This is a genomic window from Sphingopyxis sp. L1A2A (assembly GCF_005502465.1).
Taxonomy (GTDB): Bacteria; Pseudomonadota; Alphaproteobacteria; order Sphingomonadales; family Sphingomonadaceae; genus Sphingopyxis.
The window spans coordinates 1-13,185 of record NZ_SCOT01000057.1 but is presented as its reverse complement, the minus strand read 5'-3'; the positions used below and the strand labels follow the sequence as shown (position 1 = coordinate 13,185).

At 60.8% G+C, this 13,185-nt stretch carries 12 protein-coding genes; 5 read left to right on the top strand and 7 right to left on the bottom strand.

Annotated elements, in window-relative coordinates; translation table 11 throughout:
- Positions 1–27: 27 nt before the first annotated feature.
- Together FFS68_RS17405 and FFS68_RS17400 are read right to left on the bottom strand one after the other, a co-directional pair.
- Positions 28–402, bottom strand: a complete 375-nt coding sequence (locus FFS68_RS17405; RefSeq protein ID WP_249340224.1) for a thermonuclease family protein — start codon at positions 400–402, stop codon at positions 28–30.
- Between the two features lie 231 nt (positions 403–633).
- Positions 634–966, bottom strand: coding sequence for a helix-turn-helix domain-containing protein (locus FFS68_RS17400; RefSeq protein ID WP_137754466.1), 333 nt, complete (start codon positions 964–966; stop codon positions 634–636).
- Positions 967–1,317: 351 nt separating this feature from the next.
- Here FFS68_RS17400 and FFS68_RS17395 point away from each other — a divergent pair, with 351 nt between their 5' ends.
- Entirely contained in the window at positions 1,318–2,187 is an 870-nt protein-coding gene (locus tag FFS68_RS17395; protein WP_137754465.1) for a hypothetical protein, read from the top strand.
- Positions 2,174–2,947: a hypothetical protein gene (locus tag FFS68_RS17390; RefSeq protein ID WP_137754464.1), complete on the top strand. Its 774-nt coding sequence runs from the start codon at positions 2,174–2,176 to the stop codon at positions 2,945–2,947. Before FFS68_RS17395 ends, FFS68_RS17390 begins: the two co-directional genes overlap by 14 nt.
- Before the next feature lie 41 nt (positions 2,948–2,988).
- Here the strand turns inward: FFS68_RS17390 and FFS68_RS17385 are convergent, their stop codons facing one another.
- From FFS68_RS17385 to FFS68_RS17365, 5 genes are all read right to left on the bottom strand, one after another.
- Positions 2,989–3,804, bottom strand: a complete 816-nt coding sequence (locus tag FFS68_RS17385; protein WP_137754463.1) for a hypothetical protein — start codon at positions 3,802–3,804, stop codon at positions 2,989–2,991.
- Positions 3,801–4,466 carry a hypothetical protein gene (locus FFS68_RS17380; protein ID WP_137754462.1) on the bottom strand — a complete coding sequence of 222 codons (666 nt, stop codon included), beginning with the start codon at positions 4,464–4,466 and terminating at the stop codon, positions 3,801–3,803. Before FFS68_RS17380 ends, FFS68_RS17385 begins: the two co-directional genes overlap by 4 nt.
- A 315-nt stretch (positions 4,467–4,781) precedes the next feature.
- On the bottom strand, positions 4,782–5,321 hold the full coding sequence (locus tag FFS68_RS17375; protein ID WP_137754461.1) for a hypothetical protein: 540 nt from the start codon (positions 5,319–5,321) through the stop codon (positions 4,782–4,784).
- The gene (locus tag FFS68_RS17370) at positions 5,321–6,046 is read right to left on the bottom strand and encodes a hypothetical protein (protein ID WP_137754460.1); all 726 of its coding nucleotides are present in this window, start codon (positions 6,044–6,046) and stop codon (positions 5,321–5,323) included. Before FFS68_RS17370 ends, FFS68_RS17375 begins: the two co-directional genes overlap by 1 nt.
- Before the next feature lie 76 nt (positions 6,047–6,122).
- Positions 6,123–7,139: a hypothetical protein gene (locus tag FFS68_RS17365; RefSeq protein ID WP_137754459.1), complete on the bottom strand. Its 1,017-nt coding sequence runs from the start codon at positions 7,137–7,139 to the stop codon at positions 6,123–6,125.
- Positions 7,140–7,619: 480 nt separating this feature from the next.
- Here FFS68_RS17365 and FFS68_RS17360 point away from each other — a divergent pair, with 480 nt between their 5' ends.
- From FFS68_RS17360 to FFS68_RS17350, 3 genes are all read left to right on the top strand, one after another.
- Entirely contained in the window at positions 7,620–11,024 is a 3,405-nt protein-coding gene (locus FFS68_RS17360) for a hypothetical protein (RefSeq protein WP_137754458.1), read from the top strand.
- 219 nt (positions 11,025–11,243) lie between these two features.
- A complete protein-coding gene (locus tag FFS68_RS17355; protein WP_137754457.1) occupies positions 11,244–12,008 on the top strand; it encodes a hypothetical protein in 765 nt (254 codons plus the stop codon).
- 280 nt (positions 12,009–12,288) lie between these two features.
- Entirely contained in the window at positions 12,289–12,921 is a 633-nt protein-coding gene (locus tag FFS68_RS17350; protein ID WP_137754456.1) for a MobA/MobL family protein, read from the top strand.
- The last annotated feature ends 264 nt before the right edge of the window (positions 12,922–13,185 follow it).

Sequence of the window (13,185 nt, the reverse complement as noted above, 5' to 3'; positions counted from 1 at the left end):
GATGACGGCTCTGAGCCGTGCGCGGCATCAGATCGGAATCCCGCGCGGGATCAGATCGGAACGATGCGCGTGATCATGTCGGTATCCCTGCGCGGGATCGTCGGAATCCGCACAGCTGGCGACGATCCGGTCATAGTCGTCGACATCACGCTGCTCACATTGCAATTCGGCACCATTGACCAGTTGTGCCAGTTTCGCCGACGCTTCTTTGCCGCATGCCCAGCTTTGTCCCCCGCGCGCGCAAGTCTGGTTAAGCTCGGGGGCGTCCACACCGTGCAAGCGGACGGCGATCCCCGCCATATTGAGAGAGTCGCCGTCCATCGCCCGGCCCGAGCGACTAATGACCTGCGCGGACGCGGAAAGCGGGGTCAGCGCCAGTGCGATTACAAAAAACCATTTCATGTGAAGAAATTTAGCGCGGTTAGCTTACCAATTTCTTGAACATCCTCGATCGATCGAGCCGAATGTCCGCTATGCGAATATTCGTCCCAAAGACCGGCTGACAGAACCGCCATTAGCAGAATCGACCAAAGCGCCGACCGCGCCGAAGTCCTTTGCCGCGGACGTGGCGCCGGTGACGACCACGACGGTATGGGTCGGGCATTAGAACCAGTGCTAAGAGCGCCCGCTCCGCTACCGCCCGGACCGACGGTTCTGCATTCCCTTTATGATGTCTCCAAGAACCAAGCGATCTTGGGGATCGAGAGATTTCAGATCACGGTACATGACGAGCAAATGCTCGTCATCGCTATCTTCGTCTGGCTTCTCCCCAACAAGGCTTGCGATAGATACCTCAAAGTGATTGGCGAGCTTTCGGACAAGTTCGATCGACGGATTTGTGGCGGTGCCTTTCTCAAGCTCCCAGATATGCGCCTTCGACGCGCCGACGGCGTCAGCCACTGTTTGAAGCGATTGCTGCTTTGCCGTGCGAAGGTTCTGCAGCCTCATCGCCAACGACATGTCCATGACCTCCCTCGACACAACCTAACATGAGAGCAACGCCATAGGAATCAAAGAGCGTTCGGTCAAACGAACGACTTCGTCCGACCGATTGACTCTAGTCGTTGTCTGATATACCGAACGATAACGTAACTACAGATCTTACTAATGGCATCGCATGAACCACCGTCGGGATACCATTCCCCACCCTCGCATCTGGGCAGTCCAATCGGCAGCGAAACCTGGGGTCTCGGACCGATCATCGCGTGGCCGACATGCGAAAACGATACGCACTCGGAGACCGCCCCGGGGGCAGCACCATGACGCGTAGCCGGAAGCGATCAGCATCCGTGCCGCAGATTAAGCTGGAGAGAAGACATGGCTAAAACCACCAAGTCCAAGGCGCTAGTGCCCGCTGGGCAGCGCAAGACGTCCGTCATGCGAAAGGCAGCCACGGTTGCCGTTGCGCCGGCCACGGACGGCACACTGCTGCCGATCCTCGGCTCCGACCTCGCTCTGGCGAAGCTGATCGGCGACGGAGGCGATGTCATGCGAGAGGGCGGCGTCGTTCTCGTAACCGGTCGCGCTTATGCGACCCGCGCGTGCGTCGTTCCCGCGGAAGAGATATTCTACGATCAGGCAGCGCGGCCCGATGGCAAGGGGCCGTGGCTCGGAGAGGCGGACAAGATCAGCTGGCGCGACGAGGCGAGTGGCTATGACTGCATCATGTTGCGTGACACGGACGATGGCTATCTATCCGGATATGTCGGCATTCCCCACGACCACCCACTCTGGGGCTGGGATAATGGCGCAGTTCCGTCGGACATCGGGATCGAGGTGCATGGCGGTTTGACCTATTCAAGACTGTGCGAGGAAGGGCCGAGTCCGGCGCGTCGTTTAGCCGTCGAGGCGCGCCGCATCTGCCACGTGACATTAAGCCCGGCGGCCTACCATCCGGTAGCGCACGCTACCGATCACCGGGTCGAAGACCCGCACGCATGGTGGTTCGGCTTCAGTTGCGATCATGCGTACGATCTCATTCCCAGGCATGCGCAGGGTTCCTCCAGGCCCAAGTCATCGGAACTCGCACGGACCTATCGCGACGATGCCTATGTTGTCCGGGAAACGGTTGCGCTCGCTGCCCAACTGCGCGCGATCGCGGACGGGGACGCCGCGCCCCAGCGCGACGACCAGCCGCCGCCGATCGGCCTCGATCCCAGTCGCGGAGGTGGCCGTGGCCGACTTTGATCGCCACGCCGGCGAGCTCCCGTGGGGATGGTGGCTTCGAGCCAATCCGCGCGGCTACGAGGATGCAGCGGGACGCCATTGGGCGAGCGTCAGGGACGCCTTCTGGGAAGGAGAACTGGGCTTCCCGCCGGTCCACTTCGCACCCGAACAGCATGAACTGATGCTGAGGGTCATGACCGCGATCAATGCGAGCTGGTTTGGCACGGAGAGCAACCACGATGTTTTCGGCGGGGACATGATGTTCTGGCGATTCTATCAGTGCTGGCTCGCTAGCATCGGTATGGTCGAGACATCGGAGGGGAGGAACGTCTTCGATGGGGGACTGAGCGCATTGGGGAAGTCGGTCCTCATGATGCTGCAAGCCACGCGCGAGCCGGAATTTGAGCGCCTGCCGATGTCGGCGGTTGTGGCGGCGGTCAGTGCAAACAAGGGGGCCGACGCCGAGGCTCGGGAGTGCGCGCTGATCGACTTCGAGCGGGAGGTGGGTTTCCGTCGCCATCTGTTTGCGCGCGAGGATTTGGGAAAGCGCTACTTGGTGACTCTGACCGGCATCACCGTCGGCGCTCGGATGCCGACGCGCAATATCGTCTGGTCGCAGTCTTTCGCCGACGCAGCGTCGCGTGATGACCTGTTCGCCTGGCTCGCCGAGCGGGTGCATCGATGGGATGACTGGGGAGAAATCGCCAATCGAAAGGGCGCGGACGCGCTAACAAACCATCTATTGTCAGTGATCGTCGGCGCGGGCGGCCTGTCTGGGTGACCACTCGGCGCTGGAACGATGCAGATTGCCGCTGGTCGAGACTAAGAGTCCAAATAGAATTCGACCTCGCCTGGATTTGCATCGCGGATGCTCGTGATGATTTTTTCGCCAATTCCGTTCCAGCTTAAGACCCAGTGGTCGATCAGTTCGCCGAGCCGGCGACCGATGGCGAGTGTGCGCACGGTGGCGGGGATGCCGCAATCACGAACGACAATACAAGTTTCACCGGATTGGGGGATTACATCGATAAATAGGCTTTCGAGATCGATCCTTAAACCAACATCTATATCGTCAGGCAAAGCAGCGATCGTGGTCGGTTCGCGAAGGAATAAATGTGAACTCACGCGGAGACCTTTGGGTAGCGCGGCTAAAGCATTGCAGCCTTCTATGAATAACGCTCCACGCACCCTCAAACCATCCGGAAGTGTGGTGAGCGCGGTGCAGCGAATGAGGGTGAGGTTTCCATCGGCGTGTAGGCGTTTCGGCAGCGAAGTTAGCGCGGTGCAGCCCCTGAGCTCGAGGGCCCCACCCACACGCAGCCCATCCGGCAGGGCGATGAGCGCGGTGCAGTGATTGAGGTCGAGCAATCCATCCACTGTCAGTCCGGTCGGCAGGTCGGTGAGCGCCGTGCAGCCTCTGAGGTTGAGATCTCCGTCTACCGTTAGGCCCTCCGGCAAGCTGGTCAGGGCAGTACAAAATTCCAGATTGAGCGATCCACGCACACGCAACCCCTCCGGCAGCATGGTAAGCGAAGTGCAGAAACTAAGGTCCAGATCTCCCGTCCACCGCAAATTGTCCAGTTGCAGGATACCATCGACGATCCTGTGGCCATTGTAGTTTATGGCGTCTGTCGTCATTGAGGATCGTCCCAGTAGAACGTCACATCTTCGTCCATTTCGATTCTACGAATGATCCGATTGGCGGTGCCGCGGTATTTAAGGGCCCAGTGCTCGATAACATCGCCAAGAGGGCGGCCAATAGCAGCTGAGCGGACCGTTTCTGGTACCGAAAACGAGGTGAGAGTGACGCTGTCGGGGCAAATAAGAAGCTTGTCGAGGATGATCTCATCGACGCACATGTTATCCGGCAGCGCCGTGAGTGCGGTGCAGCCTCTGAGGTCGAGATAAAGACCAGCGCTTAGCTTCTCCGGCAGCTCGGTGAGCGCTGTGCAGCCTTTAAGCTCGATATATCCGGAAACCTTAAACCCATTCGGCAATGCGATTAGGGCAGTGCACCCGTTGAGGATTGCAAAATTGAACAGACTGATATCATCGGGGAGCGCGGTCAGCGCGGCGCAGCCTGCGAGGTCGAGCCAGTAATATACTTGCAACCCCCCGGGCAGCGCGGTGAGTGCGGTGCAGCCCCTGAGATTGAGATCTCCCTCCACGCGCAGCCCCTCCGGCAGTGCCGTGAGCGCGGTGCAGCCGGTGAGGTCGAGATCTCCCTTTACTCGCAGATTTTTCAGCTGCAAGACGCCGTCGATAATAGTGTGGCCGTTGTGGTCAATAATCTTCGTCATATTTTATCTCCCCCGCAACTCGGCGGTCGGCCCAGCGCGTCGGCGTCACTTGACTTGGGCTGGATATCTCTTGCAGCGCCGCGCGGCCCGAACACGACGCGCTGGAAGTATCAACAGCGACTACCGCGTAGCAGCGCCGACCCCAGATCGATAAAGCGACCGTGCCAGCGGCTCAAAGCAGGAGCAGGCATACGCCAACGATAGCGGCGAAAGTGCCAACGATGACCAGGTGTCCGGCATCGTTCTTCTTGTCCGTTAACGCGCCTGTCCCGCACTTCACGAGCGCCCGGGATTCGCGCGGCTGTCCTAACGCAGTCACCCATGGATCCACCACCACATCAGGAACGGCGTCAGCACGAGCGCAATCGCGAGCTCCAACATGAAGATGATGCTCCATCGAGCAGCACGGATCCGCTCGTCGCGCTCGTAGTCCCCATTTCGGTTCTGAAATGCACCGGCCAGATAACGGAGCACCGGGAATGACGGGGTTCGGTTCACCATACCCAGTGGATCCGTTGATGGATAAACCGACCACGCTGGCCGCTGTCTAAGTCGCTCACGCTCAACGTTGACGTCGAACATCAGCTTTTCAAGACTATCGACGACTTTGCCGAGATCTTGAGTATGCTCACCGATTTTCGAGTTGTGCCCATTCTCGTCGCTTAGACGTTTCTCGAACAAGGCTTCGAAGCGATCGGCAATTCTGAGCTGGCTCACGACCAAATGGGTCAGCAGCTCATCTTCCTGAAGGCCGAAAGCCAGCTCCATGCTCTGCAGAATGTGTAGCGTGTGTGGGCGCGGCTCCTTTCGGAAAACCGCCTGATACACCCGCACGGCCTTGGATATCTCACTCATCAGAACAACTCCCCCAAGGCCTCTTCGACTTCGCGCTGCCACATGCGAAAGCGCGCGCGGGTTCCCCGGGATAGGCCCGCATCGATCTGATCGAGGCCGATGTTGCCGGTGCGGAACATGTCGTAGATGTGCTCGGGCAACGCCGGACAGCAGAATACATCGCCCCCGGTTTTTTCGACGGCTGCGAGAAGCTCGGCGTCGACGAGCACGAACTTTTGGGGCGGCCCGTGCCAGGCTGGGAGGTTGAGCAGCACGCGGCCTGGCGGGTCACCGGCGAGCATGGCATCGAGCGTCGCGCGTGACGCTTGATCGAGGCCCATAGTCCAGACGATATCGACGTCGATATCGAGCGGGTCTTCTTCATCCTCAATCGCGAAGCGGAGAAACTCGTGGACCCGATCAAGATCCTCAAATCGCCCGCCGGGAACGTTGACGAGGATGTACGCGCCCTCGGGTGCGTCATCGATGATCGTGATGAGCTTCTCCTGATCGGATTCGTCACCCAGGTCGATCGGCTCGACGCGGTGTCGACCGCCATAGGCGTGTTCGATGTCGCGCTGCGACAGGCTCGCTTCGATGAAGATGATGGGAATGCCGCGGTGCATGAGCGGATGTGCAAATGTTGCCATCGTGCCGGTGCTGCCGACGCCGCCCTTCTCCTTCTCGTAAAGCATGAGGCGCTTGCGCCTGCGCCGGCGCTCCTCAACCTGTTCTTTGGTCGCCATGGGTCACTTCCTTTCTGCGTTGAATAGTTTGGCCGTCTGGGCTGCAGGGGTGCGGCTACCCGCGTGAAATTTGCGGTCATGATTTGGGCCTGCCGTGCTTGGCATGCGCGTCGGCAAGACGTTGCCGGGCGTCGCCCTGCGATCGTGCTTGCCGGGCAAATTTCGCGGCGAGATCCGCTCCACGACCGGGCGCTGCGGCTTCATTCCCCGCCCGTTGCGGAGACGGCGTCGAAGGACTGTATGTTGCCTTGTCCGCGTGTTGTGCCGTTGCAACGGTCTGTTGCCGCGAGGGGACGGTGGGCGGCGGATCGGTAGGAGGTGCGGGTGCAGGCGGCGGCTCGGGAAGCCGCTGTAACCCTGTCGAGAACATGACTGGATCGGCAGCGGGGGAGCTCGTTTGTCGTGTGTAACCCGCTGAGAGCAGACGCGTGATGATTTGATTGAATATCTCAGGTCCGTCCTCGAGTTCGGCGAGGGCCGAGAGCTTTGTCGCAATCGCGCCGACGTCGAGAGCGGTGCCGCGAATGGCCGCGAGATTGGTAATCGCCGCAGCCCAGTGCTCTGGCCCGTTCGTCGAATTCAGGAGGATCTCAGCAATCTCGTCTGGAATATCGGCCGCAGTAATCTTGCGGCGGCGGAGCGAGGGTGCGCTTTTCTTTTGCTGACCCGGCGGTGCCGGTTCGGCAATGCATTCAGACCCAATCGCTATTGTGACGGCGCGGATCCGGATAATAGCGACCACGATGTTGAAGATGCGGGACGGCCAGGCTAGGCCGGACGAGTTGAGGATCGCATCGTGGAAAGATTTCTCAGCGTCCTCGAGTTCGGACACGAGCGCGTCACGGCTATACCGCGGATGGAGCCGGTAGGCGTTGAAACGCGGGACCGTCTTGCGGCTCGCTTCACCGATGATTCCTTGTAATAGCCTGTTTAAACATGGTCCGAGCAGCGCGTGCGCAACAGCGCCATCTCGCAGTTCAGCGCCCGTCGCTCGCGATTTCTGGTGCTGATCCACGGCCGCGTCGAAACCTGCGAACGCCGCTTCACATAATAGATTACCAATGGCATCAACAGCGTCGTCAAGGTAATCCAAATCGTCCTCCCGCACCGAGAAGACCTGGCCTCGCAAACAATCTCGCGGAGGCCTGACGAATCGGGCGGGCTACTATTTATGGGAATGTCAAAGCGATCTCCACAATAACCGTTACTTTCGTATGTGGAAATATCGCAGGATGGTGGCTCATTTATCACCGATAGGTCGGTGTGAGGCGATCATCGTTTGACCTTACATCCACCATCATCGCGTATGTTGAAATGAAAATCCCCTTACATCCTCGATGGAGTTTTCGGCACAGGAGATTTTGAGATTATCAGACATGTAAGCTATATTCGATGCAGGCTTACTTGTTTTGCGAAATAGGTTAGCTGCCCATTCTTCGATTGTGGAAGCTAACATCAACATGATATCCTTCGGATTAGCAAGGTCGGTTTCGCTCGGGATTTCCCGAGCGGGCGCCTGCCGCGGGCTGGTAGGACGGGCTCGGCCCGCCTTTGGAAGCGTGGACTGGAGATCATGGACCCGATCGGAACTTTTCGCAGGCGCGCAGCAAAGCGGATCATCCGCGACTTGCCGCTCGACCTTGCGGAAATGGAACTCGACGATCCCCTGGGCCTCCTGCGCGGCAAGGTCCGCGCGAGCCTCGATTCCGCGCAGCGCTGGGAGCGCGGGAAAGCAGCTCCCGCCCGGCGCGCCTGGTTCGGCATTCCGAGCGTGCCGGACATATCGCGGCTGACGAGCGGGGCGGGGGAGCGCAGCTTCCACCTGGCGCGCAACGTAACCCGCGAGCGAGCGGCGGCCGCCTTCGATGATTATGCGACCGGTAAGATCGGCGATGCGAATGCGGAGCCGGAAATAGCGGCAGAGGAGCGGCCCGCTGCGACGTTCGACCGCTACACGCAGGATCATGGCCATAACGATCGCCAGATCCTCATTACGACGCTCGATCCGGATCCGGTCAAGCGAGCCGAGCAGTGGGACGCGGTCGAAGCGCATGAGTTTGGGCGGCGAAAAAACAAATCCGCCGGACCGCCGCGTCTCAACATCAAATATGAACTCGCGCCTGCGTTTTTTGCCGGCGCTGCGCGTCGCAACGATTGTCCGGAAGGTCTGCGTCACATCCTCAACGCCGAGCAGAGGCGGGTGGATGGCGGCAAGGCGCTCGGCAAAAAGCGCCAGTCGGTTGGTGTGCCGTGGATCGATCCGGAGGCGCCTGCCGCGCTGAAGTGGCTCGCGGCGCTGCCGGGCTGGCCGGATGCGGCTCCGCCGGTGAAGCTCAGCGAAGGTCGCGGCAGCTATGCGGTGATCGCGGGCGAGGCAGAGCTTCCTTCTCATCTCGACGGCGCGGCGCACGAACGCATTCTTGTCGGCGCGAACGTCTGGGTGCAATCGCTCGCCAAATCCGAAAGTGGCGATGCTGACGCAGAGCGGGTCGTCCCCGCCCTGTTCGTACGACACGAACCCGACGCGCTCAATAATCTGAAGAACTGGCATCTGCACTTTCAGGTCGGCAAGCGTGCGGTGACCATCGATAACGACGGTGAACTGGCGTTCGACGCCCATGTCGTACCGCAAATCGCGGCCAGCTTCATGAAACCCTTCCGGTGCGAGATAGCCCGTCTCGTTAATGTCGAACTCGATGCAATTGACGCTGATTACCGGCTCTCGCCAGAAACCTATGCGAAGATGGGACTGGATGCGCAAACCATGCGTAAGGTCGGTGGCAAGGCCACCTTGCTCGAACGTGCGGGAGCTACGCCGGATGTGTCGCTCGACAATGCGGCGATCGGCTGGGTGCGCGTGCTCGCGCAGCAGGTTGCGAAGCGCGATGCAGATTTGGCGGATGCCGATACGGCTTTTGAATTACGCGAAGCGCGCGTGCGCGAAGTCCGCACTTCGGACGACCGCGACCGGCTGGAGCGGCTCGCGCGCGAGCTTCGCGATCGCGAGCATACAGCGGTCCGGCTGCGCGCTGAGGCCGCAGAGATCGAAACGCTGTGCGCTATGGCGTGCAGCCATCCGCGTATCGTTGCGAGATTTGCCCCGAGCTATGCGGCCAAGGCGCGGAAGGACGGACACGATACCTATCTGTCGCACGCGTGGACCCGGCGGGGTAACGAGGCCGAAGCCTATCTCGATGAACTCGACCGGGAGTTGGTCGTTGAACAGGCGGCGATGGCCGAGCGCCGCGAGCAGGCGATGCTTCTTGAACGCAGCGCCGCCGATCTTCGCGAGCGCCTCGAGCGAGACCTGAGACTTGCGATCCAGAACCCTGAGCCGACGCGCGTTGTCGACGCAATGTTGTCCAGCGAGGTCAGCTCCGCAACGATGCTGGATCCCAATGCGGTGATGAAGCGCATCGCTGAGACGCCGCTCCTTCTCAGCGAAGTCGACGGAAGCTTGGTCGTGCTTCCTGCCGACGATCCTCAGGATGTGATCCGGGGCGTCGATTTGAATTCCGCGCCCTATCGAAAGCGGCTCCCGGCGATCCGCGATACCCAGCAGAAAGAGCTCGCCCAAGTCTGCGCGTTGCTGACCAAGCGCGGACCGGCAGGTCTGGATGATAATAATCTCGTCGACAAAAGCGCTTGGCTGCAGACGGCGGTGATTCGCTGGCGCGATACTCCCGAGATTGGGCGGCGGATCAAATTGCGCGATCTGCGCATTCAGGCGACCCGCGAAATCGCGTCAGGCCGCCAGCGGGAGGCCGACCAAGAATTTGCACTGTCGCCGCCTCGCGCGCTCGATCGGCCCTTGCCGACAATAGCATCGTTGGGCGCGCGTGAGTCCGACCTGGTGAGGTTCGGTGCGATTACACCCGGCCGCGAACCACAGCCGGTGCCCGCATGGCTCTCGCCGCGTGCCGAGCTGTCGCGAGAATTTGATATTCCCGCCGAAGACTCTGTTTCCGTCGCCCCTAAGCAGGCCAAAATCCTACGCGATGTTCGCGCTGACGACTATCTACCCATCCAAAACAACGGGCGAGAAAAGTTTGCAGATCTGTACCAGCGGCTTGCCGACACCCCAATCAATGGGCCGTTCCCCGACAAACCGACCAATGACCAGCTCCAAGCGCTAAAATCGGTCATCAAGACCTATCCTGTTCGCATCGCGCACTGGCGCGGCGCATTTCGGATCGATCTGCGCGACGACCCCCGCGGTTGGTTCGATACTACCTACATCCGGAGCGCAGGGGGGCAGGATCTGCTTTCGACGATCGTCGAACAGCGTGCACAGATGTTCAGGAACCTGCCCGATATCGGCCCGGCACGCCGGCCGACGGCGTGGGACGTGGAGCAGAAGCGGCGGGCATCTTGGCTCGATCGACCTGCGACGCAAGTTGCGCCGGTGCCTGCCGAATTAACCGACGCACACCACGAGACCGACCGTGCCGCCCTGTGGCGCCGTGCGCCTGTCCCTTTCCTGTTCGCGCGGCGTGCGGATGCCGAAGCACCGGACACGGTGGAGACGCTGCGCGACGCCCTCGGACCTCGCGCAGAGTGGCTCATCCAGCCTGACATAAGCGCCCGCACCAGGGCCGCCTGGTTTGTTCAGCAGGAGACGCGCAACGATATCCTGCATGATAGAATGGTGGGGTCCGGCTTGCTGCCAGCCGCGCCGCTGCGGGCAAACGAAGCGGACTGCTTGCTGCACATGGGCGATCCGCTGCTCGACGAAGAGTGGCTACTGGTCGAGCGCGGTTCGGTGCGGTTCGATCCGCCGAAAGAGGCGGATCGGTTGAAGCGCGCGCTGGCATCGGCACGGTCCAGCGGGGATATGGCGGCCGCCGGGGCGATCATGGCGTTCGGGATCAAGCGGCGAACAGCGAAGCAAAAGGCGAAACGGTCGAAGCCATCGAAGGGTCTTCATCCGTCCGCCCGCAGACTGCCCGGCCGAGAGCCCGGCGGTCGAGGACGCTGATCGGCAGACCCTCAGGGAGGGTCTGCTTCTCTTAAAATGAAGATCACCCCTGCGGCGCCGCCGCAGACCGACCTCGCATGTCCGTCCGATGGAAAAGCGGGACGCGCCTTCGCGCCCGCCAAGCGGTGGAGACGCTGACGCGGGAAGCGAGGAACAGGGTGAAAGGAAAAGAGGCAGGAGTGCTGTCTCGGATCCCTGATCCTCCGAAAGGAGAATATCGTGAACGAGTATCAACTTCCCAAATGCCTACAGGTGATCGGTCTGGCGTGCATTCCCGTCAACGACATACCAGACGAGCATCCGGCGTTGGCACGCAGGCCGGTTGCGGCGGCGGTCCTGACGATGGTCGATCAAGATGATGGTCAGCGCTGGATCAACACGATCTGCGTCTCCGACGCGCGCAAATCGGAAATCCCATTGCCGCACTTGCTCGACAAGACGCTGTTGCCCGGCGTGGTCCAGATCGCGTCCACGGCCGATCGCATGACGTTGGCGATGGACGCGATGAGCCGCCGCTTCTTCGTCGAGCCGGCTCTTGCAGAACTTTGCTTTGGCGAGACGGCTAACGATCCCGTCGCAATGGGAGACCATGGGTTCGATGAGCGAACAGCGTGCCGTCGTTTCTCGATCCCGATGCCCGAGATCGGCGATGCGGACATCGAGCTTGCCTGGTCGCGCTCGGCGCCTGCGGCAGCCGAAGACCATGCGCTGCGCGTCGCGACCGCACGCTTGATGCTGTGGGCGCATGTCGAGGCGTTCCGCAGCGCGCGACCGGAACCCTTTTTCGAGATCATGCTGGCCCTGCGCGACTGGATCGATGCCAGCGAGTATCTCAAGGCCGCGCTCGCCGATATCGGGAACTCACGCCCAATCCGCCGTGCAGACTCTTTCGCGCATCATTATCGCGACTATCGACAACGCCTTGCTGCGGGCGACGAAACCGCGAGATGGGTCAGCTTCGAGGACGGCCTGTTCCACGCCTGAGCGCGCCTAACGCGTAAACTCACTATCGATAAAAAAATGGCCTCGCTGCTCGGGTCGCTCGAGCAGCGAGGCCTGCGAGCGTGCATATGCACAACGCTTCGCATGCGATGGGCCGCTGTCATGCCCGTCAGGGCACGGTCTAGCGACCAGCTTTAAATATCCGGTGAATCGACGTCCAGCAGCCACTGCGGCGCCGTCTCTCCGTCCCTCCATCAAACCCAAATCAGCAAGCGGACCGCTGCGATGCGGTCCCTTTGTCCTTTGTAGAAAGACGTACCAAATGACGACCATCCACAACATCCGCCCGTTCAACACTCGATATGTAATCCGGGAACGCTCAAGCCGCTACACGCCCGAACTCTTGCGCACGCACCGCACGGCGCAGGCGAGCTATGCCTACATCAACCGCCAGAATAGCGTTGATGAATGGGGTCCGACGCCTAACTGGGCGTCGCGCTCCGACCTTGCGGCGGCGGGCCGATGTGCTCCTGCCCGCGCGGCCGGGCCCAAGCTGGGGGGAATCGCGCTGTGGGCACAAGCGGACGAGAATGCGGCGCGGTATCGGCCCGACGAGCCGACAATCGCGCATTGCGTTGGCAGTCTGCCGCGCCATGAGGACCTCGCCTTCTGGCGCAATCTGATCGAAGGCTTTGCCGAGGATTATCTCGTGGCCCGCGGCATGGTTGTAGACTGGGCGATCCATCATCAAGCGGAAACCGACGATCAGCCCGAAATCGCACCGCACGTGCATTTCCTCATTACCTTGCGAGGATATGACCCGGAGCACCGCGATTACGGCAAGGTTCGCCAGAACTGGCTCAGAACGGACAACTCTCGCAAGCGCCTGGCCGAACGTTGGTGGGACCGGACCGGGATCGTCCCGCCCGAATATGTCATAGCGGCGACGGCGTAAAAATCTCGCTGAGATCGTGTCGGCACCGGGCACCGGTAACGCCCGGTGCCGAACACCCTGAATATCGCATTGCCTGTTCTGGCTTCAGAAGGATCGGATAGCGAGGCCTTCAAGCCAGAACAGGAGAGAAATTGAGCGGAGAGGGTGATCTGTAACCGTGTCCTGAAGGCCACCTTGCGGGAAGCTGCTGCGGGGTGCTGATAGCCGCTCTTTGCGAGGAGCGGTGATGAGCGAGGATATCGGAGCGTCGGGAGCGAGTGTTCT

Coding starts and splice junctions, on each gene's coding strand:
- FFS68_RS17405 (WP_249340224.1), bottom strand. CDS start 402: ATGAAATGGTTTTTTGTAATCGCACTGGCGCTGACCCCGCTTTCCGCG.
- FFS68_RS17400 (WP_137754466.1), bottom strand. CDS start 966: ATGGACATGTCGTTGGCGATGAGGCTGCAGAACCTTCGCACGGCAAAG.
- FFS68_RS17395 (WP_137754465.1), top strand. CDS start 1,318: ATGGCTAAAACCACCAAGTCCAAGGCGCTAGTGCCCGCTGGGCAGCGC.
- FFS68_RS17385 (WP_137754463.1), bottom strand. CDS start 3,804: ATGACGACAGACGCCATAAACTACAATGGCCACAGGATCGTCGATGGT.
- FFS68_RS17380 (WP_137754462.1), bottom strand. CDS start 4,466: ATGACGAAGATTATTGACCACAACGGCCACACTATTATCGACGGCGTC.
- FFS68_RS17375 (WP_137754461.1), bottom strand. CDS start 5,321: ATGAGTGAGATATCCAAGGCCGTGCGGGTGTATCAGGCGGTTTTCCGA.
- FFS68_RS17370 (WP_137754460.1), bottom strand. CDS start 6,046: ATGGCGACCAAAGAACAGGTTGAGGAGCGCCGGCGCAGGCGCAAGCGC.
- FFS68_RS17360 (WP_137754458.1), top strand. CDS start 7,620: ATGGACCCGATCGGAACTTTTCGCAGGCGCGCAGCAAAGCGGATCATC.
- FFS68_RS17350 (WP_137754456.1), top strand. CDS start 12,289: ATGACGACCATCCACAACATCCGCCCGTTCAACACTCGATATGTAATC.